Below are 23488 nucleotides of genomic sequence, written 5' to 3' on the forward strand. Positions count from 1 at the left end.
TTTCTATATGGCCTGTTTAAAGATTCAGCCGCCGATATGGTAAAATGGCATATGTCCATGATTGGAAGAGGTGTATTGAATGAAAATCCTGATTACTGGCGGAGCTGGTTTTATTGGCAGCCACCTTGCTAAAAGGATGCTTGGTGAAAAACATGATGTGACAATTATCGATAATCTGCATCCCTATTATTCCCCTGAAAGAAAACGGAAGCATCTCCAACAGATTGGGGAGGAGGGGAGATACAGGTTTTACGAAGCGGATTTGCTTGATCGTGAAAAGACGATCAGTCTGATAAAGGAAACTTCACCTGAAGCAGTCGTCCATCTGGCAGCCCTTCCAGGTGTAGCCTATTCTGTTTTACGGCCTTTGGAATACATAGATTATGATATCAAAGCAACAGTGAACGTACTTGATGGCGCAGGTCAGGCAGGGGCAGGCCAGGTGGTCTTCGCTTCTTCTTCATCGGTTTATGGCATGATGGAGAACGTTCCTTTCAACGAAGAAATGGCGTCCGGAAAGCCGATTTCGCCTTATGCTGCCTCGAAATACGCAGCAGAATCGTTTTGCCATGTTTATGGGCATCTTTATGGGATGCATATGAAAATCCTCCGTTTCTTCACCGTTTATGGCCCCTGGGGAAGGCCGGATATGGCAATCGCAAAATTCATAAAGCAGCTGCAGACAGGCGAAGAAATTACCGTTTTCGGCAAAGGAGGTTCCCGGGATTACACGTATATCAGTGATATCGTCAATGGAATCAGCCTGGCTATGTTCAATTTGCAGGAAAGTGCGATCCTGAATATTGGTTCCGGCCGCCCCATCTCAATGGAACAATTGCTGGTCGAATTGAAGCGTTTTTTTCCGGAAATGAGGGTGAGGCATGCGGATGAGCGAACGGGAGATGTGAATCGGACATGGGCAGATCTCTCGCTGGCGAAAAAATTGATCGGCTATGAGCCCCGGACAGATTTCAGCAAGGGGATTGAGGAAACGATTCAGTGGGCACGGCGATATGAACCATTTATCTAAAAAGTCCTTAAAGAGGTCGATTGCAGCAATCCTAATCGTTTCATTCCTGATTCTGACATACTATTTTCTTGATCCAGAAGAAATTCTCTCTGTCATCAAGGTGCTGCTGTCCGATCCATTATGGCTGATGCTGATTTTTTCAGGTTATTTTTGCGCTTTCCTTGCCAGGGGAATCGCCTGGAGACTTTATTTGCGGAACAGAGCAAGGCTGAGCACTTGTATGTACGGACTCTTTTACAGCTTGCTCCTTAATCACCTGCTGCCTGTCAAGGCAGGCGACTTTGCGAGGATTGGCATCTTAAAAATGAAGGAACCGGGCATTCCTGCTGGGGAAGCGTTCGGATCCGTGGTCATCATGAGGATGCTGGATACCGCTATGCTTTTCGCAATGGCCGTGATTGGCCTGGTCTCCCTTGACCTTCCTGTTAATTCCCAGGCGATTTATTGGATGATAGGCGTGGCGATCGCAGCTATCCTGGTTTTCTTCACTAAGTTCAAACACTCGATGGAAAGACAAATAACAATGATTACGAACGCTTTTCGGGGAGGCAGGGGATTCCTGATCATATCGTTGACCTTCCTGAGCTGGATCCTGGAAGCAGTCGTTATCTACGGCGTCATTTCCAAGGGGACAAGTGAATTTGATTTCGTAAAAGCTGTCTGGGTGAACAGCATCACGGTGGCCGGGCAAATATTCCAGATAACGCCCGGTGGGATTGCCAGCTATGAAGCGGTCATGGTGTTTGCTCTGGGGGCTGTTGGAATCGATGTGTCAGCAGCCTATTCCGCCGCGTTGGTCACACATGGAATCAAATACGTTTTTACCTTTGTTTTTGGGGGAGTCGCTCTACTTGCTGCTCCTGTTTCATTGGATAAATTATATAAATGGATGAAAGAAAGGGGCGACGGAAAATGAAAAGTGCCTCAAAATTTGAGAAATTCGCAGCCCGATGCTGGAACCTGCTGAATGAAGGCAAACCATTCACACCAATTTTCACTGCTGGCACGATGATTTTGTTCCACATCGGGGACCTTGGCAGCGCCGGCGGCCTGCAAAACTTAATCTTATCGATGCTTTTTGCACTACCATTGTTTGTCATGTATTTCATTTATGATTTCCCGCTTTTTTTGAGAAACTATTTATGGATTCCATTCATGGTTTTCATCATCATTTGGCCCGAGTTGAATATCGGCCTGCTGTTGTTTGCTGCAGGGTTATATTTTTTCTTTACTGTTTTTTTCTGGGGTACGCTCTATTACCATTTGCGGATCGGGACATCCTGGCTGAATTTCACAAGGTTTTGGAAACTCGTCCTGAAAAATAGTGATTCAACAAGCGGGAATGCCCAGGAACAGCTCCCAAAAGTATTCCTGCTGCTCTCCGTTTGGGAGCTATCATACACTTCGCTAGCAGAAGGCTTGGCTGTTCCGTATCTGAATATCGGATTGCTTTATGCATTTATCCTTATATACGCATTTGTTTTACATCAGTATTTATTCGATTGGAAACCTGTGGCGTACAAAACTTACACGAAAGAAGAAGGGCCTGCCATCCCTGCAAATGGCCTATCAGATAAAGTGATTGTCATTGTAGTCGACGGGATGAGAAAAGAACGGTTTTATGAGGCAAATACACCGTTCCTCGATCAGTTGAAAGAAAGAGGAACCGAGTATCTGAATATGGAAACCGTTTATCCAGCAAGGACGGTTGTTTGCTTCAGCTCGATGTTCACAGGAACCTATCCGTCCGAGCATGGCATCAAATCGAATATGGTCTGGAAGTTAGGAATCAAGACTGAAAGCATTTTCGATTCGCTGCGCAAAGTCGGGAAGAAGGGCAGGCTCCTTGGAATCGCCCATCTCGTTGACTCGATGGGGAGCGATGTTGAAACACTAACGGCTGTTATCCATAAAGACAAGGCCGACCAGAATATGCTTGCGAAAGCACGGAAAATCATGAAAGAGCAGGATCCAGATTTATTTATTGTGCAAATGATTGGAACGGATCAGGTTGGGCATAGCCGCGGTGTCCTTTATGATGACTATCTTGAGAAAATCGAGGAGGCCGATGCCCATATCAACGAATTCGTCCAGTGGCTTGAACAGGAAGGGAAGATGGAGAATACTACACTTATCATCTGTGCGGACCATGGACAGGCTGATGGCATTGGCGGCCACGGCCACCTGGATGAAGGAGAAAGGTTCGTACCCTTCTTTATGCATGGCCCTGATATAGAAAAGGGGAAGAAAGTCCAGGAAAAGCACAGCCTTGTTTCGCTGGCGCCGACCCTCTCCTATCTGCTTGGGGCTCCTTATCCGTCAAGCAGCCGCGGAAAAGTGCTAATAGATGCAATCAAAGAGAGAAAGTAGAGAATGGAAATGAAAAAAGTCATTGTATTTTTACCAGCTTATAACGAAGAAGAGTCAATCGCAGAAGTGATCCGGAGTGTTCCCCGCCATTTTGCGGGGGCAGCTTCTGTGGAAGTCCTCGTGATAGACGATGGGTCAACCGATCATACTGTGCAAATCGCGAAAAAAGCAGGGGCTGACCACATCATCCGATTTGGAAATAACAGAGGGCTGGGTGCGGCAGTCAGGAAGGGCCTTGAGGAGTGCTGCAGGCTTGGAGCGGATGTAGGCGTGATGATTGATGCTGACGGGGAATACCCTGCGAGGCAGATTCCTGATATTGTCATGCCGATTTTTGAAGGCAAGGCAGATTACACTATGGGGTCTCGCTTCATGGGGACAATCAGGGGAATGAAGTTCCATCGGAGGATGGGGAACTACTTCTTTACCTTCGTACAATCTGTGCTGCTTAGAAAATGGCTGTATGATGGCCAGTCTGGAATGCGCGCCTTCTCCCGGGTGACGATGGAGCATGCAGAAATCATCCACGATTATAACTATGCGCAGGTGTTGACGCTTAATCTTGTCCGCAAAGGCTTCAGGGTATTGGAGGTTCCGATTCAATATCGAGTGAGGACAACGGGTACATCCTTCATTTCTTTTAAAAGGTATATGTCAAATGTTGTCCCGGCAATCATGAAAGAGATGAGAAGACCTGTCGAAAAAGTCGCCAAACAATCTAGTCGTTGTGAAAATGATAAAAATGGTGACAAAAAAGTGACGATTGTGAAAAGCAATTGACATCCAAGTTGATAATCATTATCATTATCATTGTAGGAGGGAACAGGACAGATGAAAAAAGGCTTATTTTTTTGCTTATCACTGATATTGATTCTCATTAACGGAAATCCACCATCTGCACATGCCTATTCATACGGGGATCCGAATGAAGAAAAGGTTGCAGAGGTTTATAAAGAAATGAAAATAAAGCTTGACGAAAACCCTCCGAATTTCCAGGCGGCGACCTCGCTTTTTGAGACGGTCAAAGAAGAAGTCGATATGCACATGGGAACCGAGCCTGGTGAAGTCATCATGAAGAACCTGGAGAAAGAAGACAAGGAAGCAACACTTGTTAATATGGAAAGACTCCTTATTTTAAATATCGCGAGAAGACTTGAAAGCATTGAAAAAAATTTCGAGGAATATGATACATCCAAGAAGCTGCTTGCAAAAGGCTTTGCTACATATCAGGCACTCTCACCGAAAGTAGAGTCAAAGCATCCTGAGGTGGATAAAAAGGTGAAGTCAGAATTCGATGCTGCCCTGGCGGCTCTGGGTAACCCAGGATTGTTCGGCGTCGGCAAAAAACCATCGGATCTGGAATCTTTCAAGACAAGCAAGGAAGAAATCCTGGCATCTTTGCAAAAAGAATTCGGCTTAGCCAGCCTGGAGGTTGGCCACTTTACTGAGTCAGCAGAGGAAGAAAGCACAGGAAAGAAGGATTGGACGGATTTATCCAACATTAAAAACTGGATTCCGCTTATTCTGATTGTTACGATCATCGCAGCGGTTGTCTGGATTGGCATTAAGAGAAGAAAGGCATAAGAAGATTACTTTCACCTGGAGAGGGGAGAAACGGCTATGGAAATTCAAGCGTTATTGATAACATTCCGTGAAGTGCTCGAAGCGTTATTGATCATTGGGATCATCACCACTTACCTAAAGAGGATGGACCATTCGAAATATACGAAGTATGTCTGGCTGGGCGCCGGTCTTGCAGTTCTGGCAAGCATCGGTGTCGCGATCCTGTTCCAGGTTGTGTTTACCGGCTTTGCGGCCATGGGAAGCGAGATTTACCTTAAAATCGGGATCATGATTGTATCCACCTTGCTATTGACGCAGATGGTGTTCTGGATGGCAAGCCACAGCAAGGATTTGAAAGGGAATATGGAAGGGAAGATGAATAAATTCATCTCCACCGGCAACATAGTCGGGATGGTCATCCACTCTTTCCTGGTCGTTTTGCGTGAAGGGATTGAAACAGTCTTCTTCTTCGCAGCGATCACTGGCGGCAATATTGGTGCCGCCATGCAGGGCTGGGGAGCGATCACTGGTACGCTTATCGCGGTTGCCGTATCTTACATGTTCTTCAAGGGTACGATGCGGGTTCCGCTTAAAACCTTCTTCAAGGTAACAGGAGCATTCATCATCCTGATTTCCGCAGGTTTGCTCGTCCAGGCCATTTCGATGATGCAGGATATCAACTTGATCGGAAGCGTCATGCCCCATGTATATGATATTACATGGTTCTTGCCTGAACATCCGATCGACCACGCGCACTATATCCGTGACCATGGTGCTGCGCCGCTGCTGTCAGGTGATATCGGCATCTTCCTGAAGGCTTTGTTCGGGTATTCTTCGATGCCATCCATCGAGGAAGTCATCGCATACATCGGATACTTTGCCGGCATTTTCCTGCTGACATCATCACGCAGCCCTAAAAAACAAAAAGCTGCCGAACAGAAGAAAGTGAAAAACGTTTTAAACCCGGAAATGAAATAACAGCCATCCTCTCTCCAGAAAAGTACAGGGATTTTTCCTTGTGCTTTTTTCATACGCAAAAAGAAATTAGTTGGTGATTCGTATTGGCGAACTTAAAAATAACGGAAAAAATCATCATATTATCGGTCAGTGCTGCAGCGATCATATCCGTCATCATTACACAGCTTGCAGGACTCAACCCATACGTATCATCCTGGGACCAGGTCGATTTTTCGCTTGCCATGGACAGGTATGATCTCAGGGCAATGCAGCCCCATTTTCCGGGATACCCCTATTTCATCCTAGGCGGGATGCTTTCAAGGGCATTTGTCGGGGAACCACATCAGGCCCTGTTGCTTTTCAATGTATTGATCTATGCGAGTTCGATAATCCCGCTGTTCCTTCTTGCGAGAAGGCTGCTGCCTTCTGTGACGGCCATTTTAGCGGCCGCTGCCGTTTATACAAGCAGCTATACACTGATCATCGTTAATCAGCCAATGTCTGAGGGGGCAGCCCTGGCGATTGTTTGGTGGTTTATCTGGAGCATTGTGTCTGCTGATGAAAGAGGAGTGGGCATATGGACATGGCTTCCGCTCTTTTTGTTCAGCATCCTGCTTGGCATCAGGCTCAGCTATATCCCGATGGGGATCGGGTTAGTCTTCCTTTTTTATCGAAAATGGAAGGAAGAAGAAATCGATATTGCCGGACTGGTGAAGTATGTGCTGATCGCTGCAGCGTTCCAGTCCATCTGGGTTGGCGCGCTGATCCTTACGGAGGGCGGCTTCATGAACTTTATTGAACTTGCGCTTGGTTTCACCGGGGGGCATTTCCAGGAATGGGGCGGTACAGCGTCGTCGAACGGCATGCCTTTTTTTGAAAGGATAAATGCCTTATTGTTTATCAATATTTTTTGGTGGGGTATCTTTTCAAGAAGTGGCTTTTTAATGGTAATATATATATTTGTTGGCATGCTTTTATTAGTTTCCAGGAAAAACAGGATAGAAGGGAAAAAGACTGTTTTTCGCCTGGCTGCTACTTTGATGGTGTCTTACGCCATTTGGGCGCTGTTCGCCCAAAATGTCGAAAAAGCCAGACATGTTTTGCCAATTGTACTCCTGATTGTTTTCATGGCTGTAACAGCATTATTGCAGTGGAATAGAAACAGGCTTGGCATCCTGCTGGTTGCTGTGTTGATTTGTGCCCAGTCTGTCGTCTCGGCCGGATATATCAAGGCTCAGGCTGGGGAGGAACCAGCGGTCTATCAGCTGGCTCATTTTCTAGGGCGTCAGGACGTTCCATCCGTCCTGTATACATGGGAAGAAACACGCGTTCTGGAGTACCTGGAGTCGCCCTTTTCCCATAAAAGAGTATATACCTATGATGTTTTCCTGCAGGATAAAAGCCTGTATAAGGATAGGGAAATCTTCCTGACTGGCAGTGTTGTGAAGGGCTTTGAAGCTCAGGGGTACAATGTCACTGCCAATATCAAAAAAGTAAAAACTTTCCATTCAAGGGAAATATTCGATCCAGTCTATCATGAAATCATTTTGTATAAATGGATTCCGTAACAAGGGGGTGAAAACTGGATGAATGACCGAATCAAGAATAAGCTAGCCCTTCTGCCGGCGCAGCCAGGCTGCTATTTGATGAAAGACCGGCAAGGGACGATCATCTATGTAGGCAAGGCGAAGATCCTGAAAAACAGGGTACGCTCTTATTTCACCGGATCGCACGATGGCAAGACACTCCGGCTCGTCAATGAGATAGAAGACTTCGAATACATTGTCACTTCATCTGATATGGAAGCCCTCATCCTTGAAATGAATCTGATCAAAAAGCATGATCCAAAATACAATATCATGTTAAAAGATGATAAAAGCTACCCATTCATCAAGCTTACAGCAGAACGTCACCCTAAATTGATTATTACAAGGAAGGTCAAAAAGGATAGCGGCAAATATTTTGGTCCTTATCCAAATGTCCAGGCGGCAAATGAGACGAAGAAACTGCTTGACAGGATCTATCCCCTGAGGAAATGCATGACGCTGCCAGACCGCGTCTGCCTTTATTATCACATGGGACAGTGCCTGGCTCCTTGTGTAAAGGATGTGAGCCAGGAGGAGTATAAGAAGATTGTCGATGATATTACTCGTTTTCTGAACGGTGGATTCAAGGACATCAAAGCGGAGTTAACGGCCAGGATGGCCTCTGCGGCTGAGGAACTTGATTTTGAACGGGCTAAGGAGTTTCGCGATAAGATAGCCCATATTGAAGCGACAATGGAAAAACAGAAAATGACGACAACCGATTTTACCGATCGGGACGTTTTTGGCTATGCGGTCGATAAGGGCTGGATGTGCGTCCAGGTCTTTTTTATCCGCCAGGGAAAATTGATCGAACGGGAAGTTTCCATGTTCCCAATCCATAATGAACCTGAAGAAGATATCCTCACTTTCCTTGGACAATTTTATTCAAAGAATGAGCACTTCAAGCCGAAGGAAATCCTTGTGCCAGCGGGAGTTGATACAGAGCTAGCTGAAGCGCTGCTGCAGGCCAAGGTTCTCAAGCCTCAGCGGGGCCAGAAAAAAGATCTTGTCAAACTTGCATCTAAGAATGCCCGAATTGCCCTTACCGAAAAATTCTCATTGATCGAGCGCGATGAAGTGAGGACGATCAAGGCGGTCGAGAATCTCGGCAGGCAAATGGGCATTTATACCCCGCATCGGATCGAGTCATTTGACAACTCGAACATCCAGGGGACGAACCCTGTCTCAGCAATGGTCGTCTTCATCGATGGCAAGCCGGAAAAAAGGGAATACCGTAAGTATAAGATCAAATCGGTACAAGGGCCAGACGACTATGAATCAATGCGGGAAGTCGTGAGGAGACGGTACACAAGAGTGCTGAAGGAAGGCCTGCCCCTTCCGGATTTGATCATCATCGATGGCGGGAAAGGGCATATCGAAGCGGCAAGGGATGTCCTTGAAAATGAACTTGGACTCGATATTCCGATTGCCGGCCTGGCGAAGGATGATAAACACAGAACCTCCCAGCTGTTATATGGAAATCCGCTGCAGGTCATTAGCCTGCCAAGGAACAGCCAGGAATTTTATCTGCTGCAAAGGATCCAGGACGAGGTCCATCGCTTTGCGATTACCTTCCATCGGCAGTTGCGAGGAAAAAGTGCTTTCCAATCCCTGCTCGATGATGTACCTGGGATTGGCGAAAAACGCAAAAAGTCTTTATTGAAGCAGTTTGGTTCAGTGAAAAAAATGCGCGAGGCATCGGTAGAAGAGCTCTCCGCTGCTGGGCTGCCGGCCAACGTGGCCCGGGAGCTCCATGAAAAACTGCAGAATTAATAGTAGCAATCTATATTTCCATATGCTATAATAATAAAAATTTCATATCGGTATCACTTTAGAGTACTAAAGTGAAGATAGAGGTGCGAGCTTCAAGAGTATAAGCCTGGAGAATAATAGGATTCTGTGAAGGGATTAGAAAGGGGATGTTCGCCGAAGTGGGGAACTGCCTATCCATTTTCCCGCTGGTCCTTCGTTGAAAAAACGCTGGATTGTCAAGATTCGCCATCTTGGAGTGCTATCATATGCTGCAGCGTAACTACACGTTTATAAAAGCAATGGGAGCCACTCTCATTGCTTTTTGTGTTTTGGCGGAAATACATAAGCTGCTTGGGAGAATAGTTCAGAGTCAAAATACAAGAAAGGCAGGGGAACCGGAAATGGGACTAATTGTACAGAAATTTGGCGGAACTTCGGTCAGCAATGTGGAAAGGATCAGGAATGCTGCCAGCAGGACTGCGGAAGAACTGCAAAAAGGTAATTCAGTTGTCGTGGTTGTTTCGGCGATGGGGAAGACGACGGACCATCTTGTGAATATGGCAAATGAAATCTCCAGCTCGCCATCGAAAAGGGAAATGGATATGCTGCTATCAACAGGCGAGCAGGTAACGATCGCCTTGTTATCAATGGCTTTGGCCCAAAGGGGAATCGAAGCCGTTTCGTACACTGGCTGGCAGGCAGGGATCAAGACTGAGGACATCCATGGAAATGCCCGGATTGTCAATATAGAGACAGAGAAAATCATCAGGGATCTCGAAAGCGGAAAGGTCGTCATTGTCGCTGGGTTCCAGGGAATGACCGAAGCCGGGGAAATCACAACACTTGGTCGCGGTGGATCCGATACGACTGCGGTAGCGCTTGCCGCTGCTTTGAGTGCAGATAAGTGCGATATATTTACAGATGTAACTGGAGTTTTTACAACAGACCCAAGGTATGTGAAAAGCGCAAGGAAGCTTTTGAGTATTTCTTACGATGAAATGCTTGAGCTGGCAAACCTCGGAGCGGGGGTGCTTCATCCAAGAGCAGTGGAATTCGCCAAGAACTATGGGCTGCCGATTGAGGTAAGATCCAGCATTGAAAAAGAAAACGGCACAATCATCGAGGAGGAGAATGGGATGGAACAGAACCTGGTTGTTCGCGGGGTAGCGTTTGAAGATCAAATCACAAGGGTCACAGTACTGGGATTGAACCAATCCTTTAAAGGACTGTCGACTATTTTTACGACATTGGCCAAGAACCAGATCAATGTCGATATCATCATCCAGAGCAGGACGGAAACTGAAACAGCAGACCTTTCATTTTCCATCAAGAGCGCTGATTTGAATCAGGCACTCGAGGTTCTTGAAAAAAACAAGGAATCGTTAGGCTATCGAGCGGTTGAATCGGAAACTGGGCTGGCGAAAGTTTCAATCGTTGGATCAGGGATGATTTCCAATCCAGGCGTAGCAGCAAAGATGTTCGAGATCCTCGAGGGAAACGGTGTGCAGGTGAAGATGGTCAGCACTTCCGAAATCAAGGTCTCGACTGTGATCTGCGAAAAGCAAATGATCAATGCAGTAGAGTCGCTGCATGAAGCATTCGGTCTCTATTCAGCGCCTGTCAATGTAAAATGAATAGAAAAGGAAAAAGCCTTCATGTATCATCCATGAAAGCTTTTTCCTTACTCTCATTCGCCAACGTAGTCGCGTGTATCCCATTTCACAGTGAATTGGATCCTGGATGAACGTTTAGCGGGATGTTCGAAAGCTTCTGCTGAAACTTTTTTCTGGGATTCGAATTGCTGGGCTAGGAAACCCGCTTCGAGCTGGAATGTGGAGTTGGCATTATTCCTTAAACGCGAGGAAATCAGGTCGCTGCAAAGCTCAAGGATCAGTTGATTCCTGGACTCTTCTTTGACGGACAGCGTTCCCCAGCTTGCTTGCTCAAAAAAGCTGATTATTTCCTCAAGGCTGGATAATGGATAGTTACGGGCCAGACGCTTCCCGGCCCAGTACAGGATCTCGGCAGTGTCTTTTCCTAAAATCTCATGGAGCAGTTCTTCCCTTACCAGCTCGTATCCAAAGGAGGTAACGGAATGCTGGGGTTTTTCGGTATGCTGCTCTGAAGATGTTATTTCACTCATGTTCTCCCCTCTTTCTATTACTCTATTATATACAAATTGCCGGAAAAACTGCCAGTGGATTCAAGGGATAGGCAATACAAAAAATGTTTGGGAAAAGGGAGAAGTTCCAACTCGTTCGGATGACGGATGTCTTTTGTCCCTTAGGTAAACAGGGAACAACAACCGGCAGTATCAAAAAGGTCTCCCATATCAGCAAATGATTGAACGAAACGAATTTAAACAGCCGATAGACAGTCTATGGCATTTTCCTTTGTTTATGCCATCCCCGCAACTGCGCTGATCATATTATTATCGATTCGAAGGTTTCCATCCTGGTTCCCAAAAGCAACACTGTTATTTTAATATACTCGAGGAGTCTAAAAAATAAATAGAAAGTGGCATTTTTTCAATATCAGGATATTCTTGAAATTTTACTTATATAAGCATTTTGTGTATCCGTTTTCTTGACGCTCTATTATGTTGGGAGTAAAATGAACATGTCACATTATTGTAAAATTTATAGTGTTTTATTTGATGTTGGGTTAGATTGAACTATTTTGTAAAGAATAGGGAAGAAAAGACTTGACATCACGGCCAAATTTCAGGGGGGGTATACATATGGCAGGTAAACAAGAGTTTTATTGGCGGAGGCTGCACTCCTTGCTGGGTGTCATCCCAGTCGGGCTATTCCTCACGCAGCACTTAGTGATCAACCATTTCGCAACAAAGGGAGAACAGGCATTCAACGATGCGGCACATTTCATGGAGGGACTTCCGTTCCGGTATTTCCTGGAGATTTTTATTATTTTCCTACCATTATTATTCCATGCAATATACGGTCTTTATATCGCATTCACTGCTAAGAACAATGTGGCGCAGTACGGGCATTTCCGGAACTGGATGTTCATGCTACAGCGAGTTTCAGGCGTCATTACTTTGATTTTCGTGGCCTGGCATGTTTGGGAAACCCGGATCGCGGCTGCATTTGGAGCGGCAGTGAACTTCCAGATGATGGAGACAATTCTCGCCTCTCCATTCATGCTAGTGTTCTATTTAGTCGGGGTTATCTCAACGACCTTCCACTTTGCGAACGGATTATGGTCATTTTTCGTTAGTTGGGGCATCACGGTTACACCACGTTCACAGGTTGTTTCAACCTATATCACGATTGGCGTATTCTTCGCTTTGACAATAGTGGGTGTCCGTGCAATCCTCGCGTTTGTATAAACATTATCTATGTCCGGTTTTTTTGAAAGAAAGATACGGATTTAAGGGAGTGAGTCACGATGAGTAAAGGAAAGGTTATCGTAGTCGGCGGCGGTTTGGCTGGCTTAATGGCTACAATAAAGGCTGCGGAAACAGGGACTCCAGTCGAGTTGTTTTCGCTCGTGCCTGTTAAACGTTCACACTCTGTTTGTGCCCAGGGAGGCATCAACGGTGCAGTAAATACAAAAGGTGAAGGTGACTCTCCTTGGGAGCACTTCGATGATACAGTTTACGGAGGGGATTTCCTAGCGAATCAGCCGCCGGTAAAAGCTATGGCTGAAGCAGCGCCAGGAATCATCCATCTTCTTGACAGGATGGGCGTCATGTTCAACCGTACTCCTGAAGGACTGCTCGATTTCCGCCGCTTCGGTGGAACACAGCATCACAGGACGGCCTTCGCCGGAGCAACAACCGGACAGCAGCTTCTGTACGCTTTGGACGAGCAGGTGCGCCGCCATGAAGTGGCTGGGCTTGTCACGAAGTACGAAGGCTGGGAGTTCCTGGGGATTGTCCAGGATGAGGAGGGTGTCTGCCGCGGGATTGTCGCGCAGAACCTGACATCGATGGAAATCAGGTCGTTTGCCGCTGATGCCGTTATCATGGCAACTGGCGGACCAGGAATCATTTTCGGAAAAACAACCAACTCTGTCATCAATACTGGCTCTGCTGCCGCGATTGTTTATCAGCAGGGAGCCTATTATGCGAACGGTGAATTCATCCAGATCCACCCTACAGCAATCCCTGGGGACGACAAGCTGCGCCTCATGAGCGAATCTGCCCGCGGAGAAGGTGGACGAGTCTGGACGTATAAAGATGGAAAGCCATGGTATTTCCTTGAAGAAAAGTATCCTGCATACGGTAACCTTGTTCCCCGGGATATCGCAACACGCGAAATTTTCGATGTGTGCGTACGCCAGAAGCTAGGAATCAATGGTGAAAACATGGTTTACCTGGACCTTTCCCATAAAGATCCAAAAGAGCTTGATGTCAAGCTAGGCGGTATCATTGAAATCTATGAAAAATTCATGGGCGACGATCCAAGGAAAGTGCCAATGAAAATCTTCCCTGCTGTCCACTATTCTATGGGCGGCCTGTGGGTTGACTATGACCAGATGACAAACATTCCTGGGCTATTCGCTGCCGGTGAAGTTGATTATTCCCAGCACGGAGCGAACCGTCTAGGCGCGAACTCCTTGCTTTCTGCAATCTATGGCGGAATGGTTGCCGGGCCGAATGCAATCCGTTATATCAATGGCCTTGAGAAGAGCTCGGATGCTGTTTCTTCTGCGCTATTTGACGATGCTGAAAAGCGTGAGCAGGAAAAATGGGAAAATGTCATGTCTCTTGATGGCAGTGAGAATGCTTATATCATTCACAAAGAGCTTGGCGAATGGATGACTGACAATGTAACGGTTGTGCGTTACAACGACAGACTCCTGAAGACAGATGAAAAAATCCAGGAATTAATGGAGCGTTATAAGAATATCAACATCAATGATACGGCGAAGTGGAGCAACCAGGGCGCGGTATTCACACGCCAGCTACAGAATATGCTGCAGCTTGCCCGTGTCATGACGCTGGGGGCATATAACCGTAATGAAAGCCGCGGAGCTCACTACAAACCTGACTTCCCTGAACGGAATGATGAAGAATTCCTGAAAACGACAATGGCCAAGTTTGTTGATGCTAAATCAGCGCCGGCCTTCCATTATGAAGAGGTAGATACCTCATTGATCAAACCTCGTAAGCGAGACTATTCCAAGAAGAAAGGGGAGCAATAAGGCATGGCAGAGAAAAAGACCGTCCATTTTATCATCACTCGCCAGGATACTCCTGATTCTGCCCCTTATCAGGAAGAATTTGAACTTGCATACCGTCCGAATATGAATGTGATTTCAGCATTGATGGAAATACGCCGCAACCCGGTTAACGCAAAAGGTGAGCGCACTACCCCTGTTGCCTGGGATATGAACTGCCTTGAGGAAGTGTGCGGAGCATGTTCCATGGTGATCAACGGCCGTCCGCGCCAGTCATGTTCGGCATTGGTCGACCAGCTCGAACAGCCGATCCGGCTTGAGGCAATGAGGACATTCCCGGTCATCCGTGACCTGCAGGTCGATCGCAGCCGCATGTTTGACTCCCTTAAGCGCGTCAAAGCATGGATTCCTATTGATGGAACTTACGACCTTGGTCCAGGACCAAGAATGCCCGAGAAGAAGCGCCAGTGGGCCTATGAGCTTTCTAAATGCATGACTTGCGGTGTTTGCCTTGAGGCATGCCCGAATGTCAACAGCAAATCCAATTTCATTGGCCCTCAGCCATTATCCCAGGTTCGTTTGTTCAATGCGCATCCGACTGGTGCATTGAACAAAGGGGAGCGCCTGGAAACCATCATGGGAGACGGTGGGCTTGCAAACTGCGGAAACTCCCAGAACTGTGTCCAGTCCTGCCCGAAAGGAATCCCATTGACAACTTCCATTGCTGCCTTGAACCGAGATACAACATTCCAGGCATTCAAGAATTTCTTCGGAAGCGATCAAGTATAACAACAATCAGAAACCTCCTTTTCCAATTGGAAAAGGGGTTTTTTTTGAAGTTTATTTCCGCTTTTTTCCTTATCCAGGAGTTGGTATACTTAATAGTAAAAGTGCATTCAATCCCAGCGATTGGGACTCTGATTGCTGGTTTCCATCGGGTGTTGGCTATCCATGAGACCCCTTAAGGAGGCCCTCTGACAAAAGCTGGCAGAACGAGCGAGTTGAGTTAGCGACTAAAGTGGCGCTAGGCAGGAGCTAATGGAGCAATGATCGTGACTAAAGGTTGATGGAAAAAGTGGCAGGGGGACAAAGAGGCGGATCGTGTCCAAAGTGATGCAGGAAGAAGAATGGGCACTAATAGGGCAAGATCGTGCCCAAAGTGGTGCCAGACCGGAGCAAAGGAACCATAGAGTTAAGTTAGCTCCTAAAGGGCGGAAAGATTTTAGCAAAGGGAACGAGCAGTATCCTTTTGTGGCCAAAGGCGCTATATTCGGACACAGACGACAATGGAACCAAGTTGAAAAAGGAGAAAGGGCTGCTGGTGAAAATAATGAGACGATTGGCTATTGTGTTCATAATTGGTGGAGTATTGGTGCTTGGGATTGGCCTGTGGCAGCTTTGGGATATCGAACGTCAGGAGAAGGTATCGCTTGAAGCAGCAAGGGAACTTATACAGGCAGATAAACAAAAGGATTCCAAGCAAGGCTTAAAGGTCAAAACAGGAGATCCCGCTGGTTTGCTGCTGATCCCTAAACTTGGCGCGGAACTGCCGATTGTCGAAGGAACAGCTCCTGAAGACCTCGAAAGAGGAGTAGGCCATTTCAAAGGTTCCTATTTTCCAGATGAGAACGGACAAATCGTTCTTTCTGGCCATCGGGATACAGTGTTCCGAAGGACAGGCGACCTGGAACTGGGAGATATCTTCACGCTGAAAATGCCGTATGGGGAGTATTCGTATGAATTGATAGAAACGAAAATTGTGCCAGCAGATGATACCAGCATCATTAACCTGCAGGAATCAGAGGAAGAACTGATTTTGACGACCTGTTATCCGTTCAGTTTTATTGGCGATGCGCCAGACCGTTACATCATGTACGCAAAAAGAGTGGATGACCAAAGAAAGTAGCAGTTCAGCACAAGAAAAAATCCTGTGTTTTTTACATGATAGGTAAAAAGACCTTAGTTGGAATAAAACGCTTTCATACTTGCGATTCATTTTTACCAAATTTAACATGAACCTTACAAATATTTCATGAAATGCAGGTTATTCCATGATATATTGCAACTGACGGGCAATATTTCCCGGAAATGAAATCGAGGAGGAATTGAATTGAAAGGGATGAAAAGAAGAGTATACTCCATCCTGACAGCACTTATCCTTTTATTATCCTATGTGCTGCCTTATGCAGGACAGGCCTTTGCGGAGGAAATCCTTACTGTGCGGCAAGCAATCTCCAACAATACCGGCACTGGCACGGTTGAAGGCTACATAGTGGGTTACACCACATCGACCAATTCATATGATTTTGAGGCGCCGTTTGCGAATGACTATAACTTCGCGCTGGCCGATGACCCGAATGAAAGGGATGCAGCCAATATCTTGCCTGTCCAGATCAGCGCCACGTTCAGGCCGGATTTCGGTTTACAGACGAACCCTGATTTGATAGGAAAAAAGGTCAGGGTAACAGGATCGTTGACTGCCTATTTTACTGTCCCGGGATTAAAAAATCCAACTGACATGAAATTCGCTGATGGGAGCGGGGAACCCCCAGGCGGAACCGAGCCTCCGGCAGGAGTAACCGGCCTGAAGATCCATGATATCCAGGGAGAAGGCCATGTGTCCCCATACAAGGATCAGAATGTTTTAGCGGTTAAAGGGATTGTGACCAGAGTAGAAGGCGGAAATGCTTTCTTCATGCAGGAACCGGAAGCGGATGGGAATGAAAAAACTTCCGAAGCAATTTATGTATACAAGCCTTCCCACGGCCTTTCAGCGGGAGATGAGGTAGAGGTTGACGGGCTTGTCAAAGAGTGGGTGCTTGATGGTTATAGTGATAAGCTTCAGACAGACCTGGCAATGACTGAAATCAACGCGGCAGAGGTTAGGAAGCTCGCCTCGGGAAAACCATTGCCGAATGCAGTGGTAATTGGCATGGACCGAAGACCGCCGGCTCAGGTAATCGATAATGATCAATTCAGGGAATTCGATCCATCAGAGGATGGGATCGACTTTTATGAAAGCCTTGAAGGGATGCGTGTGGCAATCGACAGCCCTCAGGTAGTCGGACCGCAGAAATATGGGGAAGTACCGGTTATTGCCGGGAAATCTGAAGGAAAAGTCTATAGCCCTCAAGGAGGGATTTTGCTGACTGAAGAAAGCAGCAACCCTGAGAGGATGTTCCTGTTGATCAACCGTGAGTTCACTGCCAAGGCTGGCGACCGTTTTAACGGCATGGTAACAGGCGTTGTCAGCTATAGCTTTTCCAACTTCAAAATTCTTGCTGACCAGGCATCTCTTCCAGCATTGACTGAAAGGGAGTCTGAGGAAGATTTTGTCCAATTTGAAGAATCAAAGGATAAACTGACCATCGCAAGTTACAATATCGAGAATTTTTCACCAAAGACAGATAAAAACAAGATTTCAAGAATTGCTCAATCAATTATCCATAATTTAAAGACGCCTGATATAATCGGCCTTGTGGAGGTCCAGGATAATGACGGCCAGACTGAAAGCGGTTCAAGCGATGCATCCCAGAGCTATCAGGCGCTGATCGATGAAATTGATGCCCAGGGCGGCCCTGCTTATAGCTGGACTGACATCGCTCCTGAATATAACGAGGACGGAGGGGCTCCAGGAGGGAACATCCGTGTAGGATATATATACAATCCAGATCGAGTAACGCTGAAGGATGCTCCGAAAGGAACCGCGACAGAGGCTGTTGCCTATGAAGCTGGCGACCTCACCTTGAATCCAGGGAGAATCGATCCACAAAACCCGGTATTCGAAGATACACGGAAGCCGTTGGCTGCAGAGTTCGTCTTCAATGGTGAAGATGTGATCGTGATTGCGAACCACTTCAACTCTAAGGGTGGCGACAACCCGCTATTCGGAAAAATCCAGCCTCCTGTCCTAGGCAGCGAAACGAAGAGAGTCAAGATCGCCCAATTGTTGAACGACTTTATTTCAGTTATCCATTCAGAGGATCCTAAAGCGAACGTCGTTGTGCTAGGCGATTTGAATGATTTCGAATTTTCCAAGCCAATCGAGACTTTGGAAGCCGGACAATTAACCAACATGATTGAAACTCTTCCCGAAGAACAAAGATTCACATATAACTACCAGGGGAACTCCCAGGTACTTGACCATATACTTGTGTCGAACCATCTGGCAGACAGGGCGAAAGCCGATATCGTCAATATCAACTCTCTGTACATGGAAGAACATGGACGTGCCAGCGATCACGATCCAGTCATGCTGCAGCTGGACTTGAATCCAGGACCGTTCGAACTGACGGTCATGCATACGAATGATACGCACGCCCATCTAGAAAATGTACCACGACTGTTCAGCGCTGTGGAAAAAATTCGCAACAAGGAGGGCAATAACCTTCTGCTGAATGCAGGCGATGTTTTCTCGGGAACTTTATTCTTCAACAAATACCTGGGCCAGGCAGATGTTGAGTTCATGAATGAACTAGGCTATGATGCAATGACATTCGGAAACCATGAATTTGATAAGGAATCAAGAGTCCTTGCGGATTTTATCAAGAACGCCAGGTTCCCGTTCGTCAGTTCAAACATCCAGTTTGTAAAAGATCCAGACCTGGGTCCATTATTCAACAGTGAAATCGGAAATCCGGGTGAAACAGGTGAAATTTATCCTGCAATCATAAAAGACATTGCGGGTGAGCAGGTCGGTATTTTCGGCCTTACGACAGAGGATACAGAGTTCCTTGCGAATCCAGGTGAAAATATCGTATTTGAAGATGCGGTACAAAAATCCGTAGAAACAGTGAAGATGCTTGAAGAAGCGGGTGTCAATAAAATCATCGCTTTATCCCATCTGGGCTATCAGAAGGACCTGGTGATTGCAGACCAGGTTTCTGGAATCGATGTCATTGTGGGTGGTCATACCCATACAAAACTTGATGCCCCTGTTGTAAAGAATGCTGACACAGAACCAACCTTGATCGTCCAGGCATCCGAGTATGGAAGGTATCTTGGACAGCTGGATGTAGCGTTTGATGAAAAAGGAGTTCTATCCGAATGGGATGGAGAGCTTCTTGACCTGCTTCAAAAGGATGAAAATGGCGCATTTGTCTACCAGGAGGATGAATGGGCACAACAGCGTCTTGCAGAACTTAGCGGGCCGATAGAAGAATTGAAGAATCAGGTTGTCGGCTATACGGCCGTTCCTCTTGATGGTGAAAGGGCAAATGTCCGGACAAAGGAAACAAATTTAGGTAACCTGATTGCTGATTCGATGCTTGCAAAAGCAAGGGAATCGGTCGATGCCCAAATCGCAATGCAAAATGGCGGAGGGATCCGATCTTCGATTGACCAGGGAGAAATCTCGCTGGGAGAAGTTCTGACCGTCATGCCTTTTGGAAATACACTTGTCACCCTTGATCTCACTGGGGAAGAAATATGGAAAGCGCTCGAACACAGCGTCGCAGGTGTCGAGAATGGGGCAGGGCAATTCATGCAGATAGCTGGCCTCAGATTCAAATATGATCCGTCACAGCCTGCAGGAGAAAGAGTATACCTTGTTGAAGTTAATGGCGAAAATGGTTACCGGAAAATCGACCTCGCCAAAACGTATACTGTTGCGACGAATGCTTTTGTTGCCGATGGCGGGGATGGCTATTCAATGTTCAAGCAGGCTAAAGAAGAAGGAAGGATGACTGAACTTTTCGAAGTGGATTACGATGTCTTCACTTCCTATCTTGGAAAGAACAGCCCCGTGTCTCCGGAAGTCGAAGGACGGATCCTTGAGGGCGTAGAAGCTGAGGAACCGGGCGAAGAAGAAGACGGCTGTCCAAAACCAGGCACTGATAATGGCAAGCACAAAGGCCATGAAAAAGAGAAGAAGGATCAAGGCAAGCATCTTGGCCATGACAAAAAAGGCAAGGCTTGCGGATATAATAAAGCAAGTTAGTCATTGAAGAGGGATGAGGCGTTGCCTCATCCTTTTCTATATAAGGCCATTTGAAAGGTGTCAATTCGATTCGCCAGTTCCTGTCCCCAATTGTGCAGTCGAAGATTGCTGGGTTTACAGTCTTATTTAACTGAATCATAACCTTTTCTATTTCCAAAATATTTAAAAATATTTATAATGGAAAAAAGAATGAATATTCATTCATTTAATCGGGAGGTAAGACATGATGAAAATTAGTTACATTGATGAAATTACCAGTTGGGAAGAAGAATTTGATTACTATTACGAAGTGAAGGTCCGATTTTCCGAGACGGATATGTTTGGACACTTGAACAACACTGTCCCATTCGTCTACTTTGAACAGGCGCGGATTGCTTTTTTCAAAAGCAGGGGCTTCATGCAGGATTGGTTAAAGCCGGAAAATGAAACGATACCAGTCGTTGCTGACCTTCAATGTGATTACCTGAGCCAGGTTTTTTTCGATGAAGACCTGAAAATATACGTAAAAGCTAATTCGCTTGGGAAATCTTCAGTGGACCTTCATTATATGGGAAAAAGAGCGGATGGTTCGATCTGTCTGGCTGGCAGGGGAACAATTGTGCAGATTTCCAAGAAGACCGGGAAAGGGGTTCCCTGGACAGAAGAGATGAGAGAGCTGTTTGTAAAAAGCAAGAAATCAGCTGTCCGATAAAAAAAATGACCCAATAAGATAAAAAAGGGCAATCTGGCCGGAAATACTGTCACTTCGTTTCTTGCCTTCACATATGATATGTTGACTAAATATATACCCACCCCGCAGTTCACAGCTGGCGAAGGCAAGGAGGGTTACAATACTTGAAGGGAAATGAATATTCACACAAGCCATTACTCACAAAACGAGAAAGAGAAGTTTTCGAACTGTTAGTACAAGACAAAACAACGAAAGAAATCGCTAGTGAATTATTTATCAGCGAGAAAACAGTTCGGAATCATATTTCTAACGTAATGTGGTTTGTAGGAATAAACAAAGTCCCAAAGTTTTTAAAGCACCTAAAATCATTTGTAATGTTAAAGACAAGTAATCGGTTATTTGATACCCACTCAATTAATCCCCTTTTTCGACTTTGATACTGGAAGATTAACAAATATGTAGAAAGTCAATTAACTTCTTAAAGCCCCATTTGAGTGAGTGTGGGCTTTTTATTTTGTTGTGTGGCAAAAATGAATTCATAAAAAAGACGCTATACAAATAGCGTCCAAAAAGGGAGTAGAGACTCATTTTTTAAAAATATCTTTATTCGTTAACGAGAGCGCAATTAATGAAAGTCCTGATAAAATAGCTAAAGGAATGGCTTTAGCTGACATATATTCAGGAAGTAAATGGGACGAGATTGTTGAAAAGAAGAAAATAATTGAAATTAATGCCACGATGAAAATAAAACCTGTCAACAATAATCGTAGATTTCTAGGCACTCAACATCATCCTTTATTTATAGTCCTGAGAATAGCTATATATTGCTGGTTCGTTTGCATATTTATAATACTCTTTTGTGGATTTTAGAACACAGCTGTCGTAAAACTTCTCGACAATTTTCAATTTATGCTTGTGTAATCCTTTTTTGTAATAAAAGCTTCTACTAGAATAACCGTCAGCAGGTCCTGAAAAATTTATTGTTTTTGTCACCTTCTTAGAGTAGGTACTCGACAATCCCCATTTCCCGGCTAAAGCTTGCTTTTGTCCAGTATTCCAAGTGCCATCAAAAGTAGCAGTTACTGAAGCGGAAACTTCTTGCGATTCAGTGTATGATTCACCTCTAGCAACACTCCTAACGAAATATGGATTAGATAACCATGTCCAAGTTTGAGTTATTCCCATGTCATAGATTGTATAAACATAGTGAGGTGTCCCACAGGCGATGCAATCTGGTTCTATAACTTCTACATTGCCCCTAACATCTCCTTCTGGGTAATACTCAGAAGTTCCCATATAGAGAGGTTCATCGTATAGAACCTCTTCAACATTATTATCTAAATCCGTTTGTACATTTCCGCTTAACTCTTCCGCTTGAATACTACTGAAACCACTAAAAACTATGAGAAAAGCAAACAGCATAGTGAAAATTTTCTTTTTCATCTTTTAAACTCTTCCATTTTTTTCTATATTCCTACTCCCTATTTCATAATAATGGTAATTACATTTTATGTAAATAGTTTTTTCTGAAAATTCAATAGAATATTTAGTAGATAACCACAACAAAAGTTTTCAATTTACTCACTTTTCTTATCACTAAAATGGGTTTAAACACGATATACTCTAACTATCCCGTTTAGCGGTTATTTGATACCCACTCAAATTGCCCCCTTTTTCTTTTAATATCTATAAAAAAACAGCATGGTCTCTATGAACCACGCTGTTTTTTAATGGTCGGCTTCCGTTTACTATTCTTCCACCCAAGTTATTTTCTTTCCTTTGAACCAATCATTCAAGATGTTTGACAATTTCTAAAAATTACTACAACAGCAAATTAAAAAAGGTAGTGTTTTTATACATAACAAGTCCTTATAATACAATAAGTTTAGGGGGTTACCTTACCCTATCCAAAGTTTAATCGTTTCTTCATGCTTCCAAACCGAAAAGCTGGAGAATACCTGAAAGTGACTTACTAAGTTATGGAAGACGTAAACACACATATTGAACCTAAATTAATAAATGATGAAACTGAATTTATCAAATTTGCCTACCAAGCCATTAGTTTGACTACATCTACTGATGAGATGGTTCCATTATGAGTGTTGTCTGAATAAAAAGTACATTAGAAATTCTCCTCATAAGGAGGCGATCACCGTCAAATGTAAAGAATTATGACGGCTTTATTAAAAAAGCAATACGTGAAAATTGGAGTCCAACTTCACCTCCAACCAGACTACTAAAGAGAAGAGTTAAAAGATATATAAGTTAACCCAACAGGATTTTGTAAAAATATCATGTTTTTGACACCCTTATATTTCCGAAAGTTGACGGTGTTGCCTGTCCAGAATTAGTCGATTATAATGTCCGTATATAATTCGAAACATTTCGATATTTAATTCTAGGAAAGGAAAAGACGTCCCCACAATGTATAACTGCGCCAACAGTTATACAGGAGACGTCCCACAAAAAAGTATATG

At 45.1% G+C, this 23488-nt stretch carries 19 protein-coding genes and 1 riboswitch; of the genes, 16 read left to right on the forward strand and 3 right to left on the reverse strand.

Annotated features, from left to right (window positions below; translation table 11 throughout):
- Nucleotides 1–79 precede the first annotated feature (79 nt).
- From JJQ88_RS06875 to JJQ88_RS06915, 9 genes are all read left to right on the forward strand, one after another.
- On the forward strand, nucleotides 80–1030 hold the full coding sequence (locus tag JJQ88_RS06875; protein ID WP_210364989.1) for an NAD-dependent epimerase/dehydratase family protein: 951 nt from the start codon (nucleotides 80–82) through the stop codon (nucleotides 1028–1030).
- Nucleotides 1014–1946 (forward strand): lysylphosphatidylglycerol synthase transmembrane domain-containing protein, encoded by a 933-nt coding sequence (locus JJQ88_RS06880; RefSeq protein ID WP_210364990.1) that lies wholly within the window; start codon nucleotides 1014–1016, stop codon nucleotides 1944–1946. Before JJQ88_RS06875 ends, JJQ88_RS06880 begins: the two co-directional genes overlap by 17 nt.
- Nucleotides 1943–3400, forward strand: a complete 1458-nt coding sequence (locus JJQ88_RS06885; protein WP_210364991.1) for an alkaline phosphatase family protein — start codon at nucleotides 1943–1945, stop codon at nucleotides 3398–3400. Before JJQ88_RS06880 ends, JJQ88_RS06885 begins: the two co-directional genes overlap by 4 nt.
- A 3-nt stretch (nucleotides 3401–3403) precedes the next feature.
- On the forward strand, nucleotides 3404–4180 hold the full coding sequence (locus tag JJQ88_RS06890) for a glycosyltransferase family 2 protein (RefSeq protein WP_210364992.1): 777 nt from the start codon (nucleotides 3404–3406) through the stop codon (nucleotides 4178–4180).
- 51 nt (nucleotides 4181–4231) lie between these two features.
- Nucleotides 4232–4984, forward strand: a complete 753-nt coding sequence (locus JJQ88_RS06895) for a hypothetical protein (RefSeq protein WP_210364993.1) — start codon at nucleotides 4232–4234, stop codon at nucleotides 4982–4984.
- 36 nt (nucleotides 4985–5020) lie between these two features.
- Entirely contained in the window at nucleotides 5021–5941 is a 921-nt protein-coding gene (locus JJQ88_RS06900) for an FTR1 family iron permease (RefSeq protein WP_210364994.1), read from the forward strand.
- A gap of 83 nt (nucleotides 5942–6024) precedes the next feature.
- Nucleotides 6025–7488 (forward strand): glycosyltransferase family protein, encoded by a 1464-nt coding sequence (locus JJQ88_RS06905; protein WP_210364995.1) that lies wholly within the window; start codon nucleotides 6025–6027, stop codon nucleotides 7486–7488.
- A gap of 18 nt (nucleotides 7489–7506) precedes the next feature.
- Complete coding sequence (uvrC, locus tag JJQ88_RS06910) at nucleotides 7507–9279, forward strand: excinuclease ABC subunit UvrC (protein WP_210364996.1); 1773 nt, start codon at nucleotides 7507–7509, stop codon at nucleotides 9277–9279.
- 70 nt (nucleotides 9280–9349) lie between these two features.
- Nucleotides 9350–9528: riboswitch (Lysine riboswitch) on the forward strand.
- Between the two features lie 131 nt (nucleotides 9529–9659).
- On the forward strand, nucleotides 9660–10892 hold the full coding sequence (locus tag JJQ88_RS06915) for an aspartate kinase (protein ID WP_210364997.1): 1233 nt from the start codon (nucleotides 9660–9662) through the stop codon (nucleotides 10890–10892).
- A gap of 53 nt (nucleotides 10893–10945) precedes the next feature.
- Here the strand turns inward: JJQ88_RS06915 and JJQ88_RS06920 are convergent, their stop codons facing one another.
- On the reverse strand, nucleotides 10946–11401 hold the full coding sequence (locus JJQ88_RS06920; RefSeq protein WP_210364998.1) for a YslB family protein: 456 nt from the start codon (nucleotides 11399–11401) through the stop codon (nucleotides 10946–10948).
- A 597-nt stretch (nucleotides 11402–11998) separates the two neighbouring features.
- Here JJQ88_RS06920 and JJQ88_RS06925 point away from each other — a divergent pair.
- The 7 genes from JJQ88_RS06925 to JJQ88_RS06955 all read left to right on the forward strand — a co-directional run bounded on the left by JJQ88_RS06925 (nucleotide 11999) and on the right by JJQ88_RS06955 (nucleotide 21448).
- Nucleotides 11999–12607: a succinate dehydrogenase cytochrome b558 subunit gene (locus JJQ88_RS06925; protein WP_210364999.1), complete on the forward strand. Its 609-nt coding sequence runs from the start codon at nucleotides 11999–12001 to the stop codon at nucleotides 12605–12607.
- Nucleotides 12608–12666: 59 nt separating this feature from the next.
- On the forward strand, nucleotides 12667–14427 hold the full coding sequence (gene sdhA, locus JJQ88_RS06930; protein ID WP_210365000.1) for a succinate dehydrogenase flavoprotein subunit: 1761 nt from the start codon (nucleotides 12667–12669) through the stop codon (nucleotides 14425–14427).
- A 3-nt stretch (nucleotides 14428–14430) separates the two neighbouring features.
- On the forward strand, nucleotides 14431–15192 hold the full coding sequence (gene sdhB, locus JJQ88_RS06935) for a succinate dehydrogenase iron-sulfur subunit (protein WP_210365001.1): 762 nt from the start codon (nucleotides 14431–14433) through the stop codon (nucleotides 15190–15192).
- Between the two features lie 541 nt (nucleotides 15193–15733).
- A complete protein-coding gene (locus JJQ88_RS06940; protein WP_210365018.1) occupies nucleotides 15734–16309 on the forward strand; it encodes a class D sortase in 576 nt (191 codons plus the stop codon).
- Between the two features lie 213 nt (nucleotides 16310–16522).
- Nucleotides 16523–20341, forward strand: coding sequence for a 5'-nucleotidase C-terminal domain-containing protein (locus JJQ88_RS06945; protein ID WP_210365019.1), 3819 nt, complete (start codon nucleotides 16523–16525; stop codon nucleotides 20339–20341).
- Between the two features lie 223 nt (nucleotides 20342–20564).
- Complete coding sequence (locus tag JJQ88_RS06950; RefSeq protein ID WP_210365002.1) at nucleotides 20565–21032, forward strand: acyl-CoA thioesterase; 468 nt, start codon at nucleotides 20565–20567, stop codon at nucleotides 21030–21032.
- Nucleotides 21033–21175: 143 nt separating this feature from the next.
- The gene (locus JJQ88_RS06955) at nucleotides 21176–21448 is read left to right on the forward strand and encodes a helix-turn-helix domain-containing protein (RefSeq protein WP_210365003.1); all 273 of its coding nucleotides are present in this window, start codon (nucleotides 21176–21178) and stop codon (nucleotides 21446–21448) included.
- Between the two features lie 147 nt (nucleotides 21449–21595).
- Here the strand turns inward: JJQ88_RS06955 and JJQ88_RS06960 are convergent, their stop codons facing one another.
- On the reverse strand, nucleotides 21596–21793 hold the full coding sequence (locus tag JJQ88_RS06960; protein WP_210365004.1) for a hypothetical protein: 198 nt from the start codon (nucleotides 21791–21793) through the stop codon (nucleotides 21596–21598).
- A 13-nt stretch (nucleotides 21794–21806) separates the two neighbouring features.
- Nucleotides 21807–22454 (reverse strand): hypothetical protein, encoded by a 648-nt coding sequence (locus JJQ88_RS06965; protein ID WP_210365005.1) that lies wholly within the window; start codon nucleotides 22452–22454, stop codon nucleotides 21807–21809.
- Nucleotides 22455–23488: the final 1034 nt, after the last annotated feature.

Source organism: Bacillus sp. REN3, from assembly GCF_017912555.1.
Lineage (GTDB): Bacteria > Bacillota > Bacilli > Bacillales > Cytobacillaceae > Mesobacillus.

Excerpts from the sequence above, each read along its gene's own strand:
- uvrC (WP_210364996.1), top strand. The coding sequence starts at position 7,507 with ATGAATGACCGAATCAAGAATAAGCTAGCCCTTCTGCCGGCGCAGCCA.
- JJQ88_RS06900 (WP_210364994.1), top strand. The coding sequence starts at position 5,021 with ATGGAAATTCAAGCGTTATTGATAACATTCCGTGAAGTGCTCGAAGCG.
- sdhB (WP_210365001.1), top strand. The coding sequence starts at position 14,431 with ATGGCAGAGAAAAAGACCGTCCATTTTATCATCACTCGCCAGGATACT.
- JJQ88_RS06880 (WP_210364990.1), top strand. The coding sequence starts at position 1,014 with ATGAACCATTTATCTAAAAAGTCCTTAAAGAGGTCGATTGCAGCAATC.
- JJQ88_RS06925 (WP_210364999.1), top strand. The coding sequence starts at position 11,999 with ATGGCAGGTAAACAAGAGTTTTATTGGCGGAGGCTGCACTCCTTGCTG.
- JJQ88_RS06920 (WP_210364998.1), bottom strand. The coding sequence starts at position 11,401 with ATGAGTGAAATAACATCTTCAGAGCAGCATACCGAAAAACCCCAGCAT.
- sdhA (WP_210365000.1), top strand. The coding sequence starts at position 12,667 with ATGAGTAAAGGAAAGGTTATCGTAGTCGGCGGCGGTTTGGCTGGCTTA.
- JJQ88_RS06885 (WP_210364991.1), top strand. The coding sequence starts at position 1,943 with ATGAAAAGTGCCTCAAAATTTGAGAAATTCGCAGCCCGATGCTGGAAC.
- JJQ88_RS06965 (WP_210365005.1), bottom strand. The coding sequence starts at position 22,454 with ATGAAAAAGAAAATTTTCACTATGCTGTTTGCTTTTCTCATAGTTTTT.
- JJQ88_RS06895 (WP_210364993.1), top strand. The coding sequence starts at position 4,232 with ATGAAAAAAGGCTTATTTTTTTGCTTATCACTGATATTGATTCTCATT.
- JJQ88_RS06940 (WP_210365018.1), top strand. The coding sequence starts at position 15,734 with ATGAGACGATTGGCTATTGTGTTCATAATTGGTGGAGTATTGGTGCTT.
- JJQ88_RS06950 (WP_210365002.1), top strand. The coding sequence starts at position 20,565 with ATGATGAAAATTAGTTACATTGATGAAATTACCAGTTGGGAAGAAGAA.
- JJQ88_RS06890 (WP_210364992.1), top strand. The coding sequence starts at position 3,404 with ATGGAAATGAAAAAAGTCATTGTATTTTTACCAGCTTATAACGAAGAA.
- JJQ88_RS06915 (WP_210364997.1), top strand. The coding sequence starts at position 9,660 with ATGGGACTAATTGTACAGAAATTTGGCGGAACTTCGGTCAGCAATGTG.
- JJQ88_RS06875 (WP_210364989.1), top strand. The coding sequence starts at position 80 with ATGAAAATCCTGATTACTGGCGGAGCTGGTTTTATTGGCAGCCACCTT.
- JJQ88_RS06945 (WP_210365019.1), top strand. The coding sequence starts at position 16,523 with ATGAAAAGAAGAGTATACTCCATCCTGACAGCACTTATCCTTTTATTA.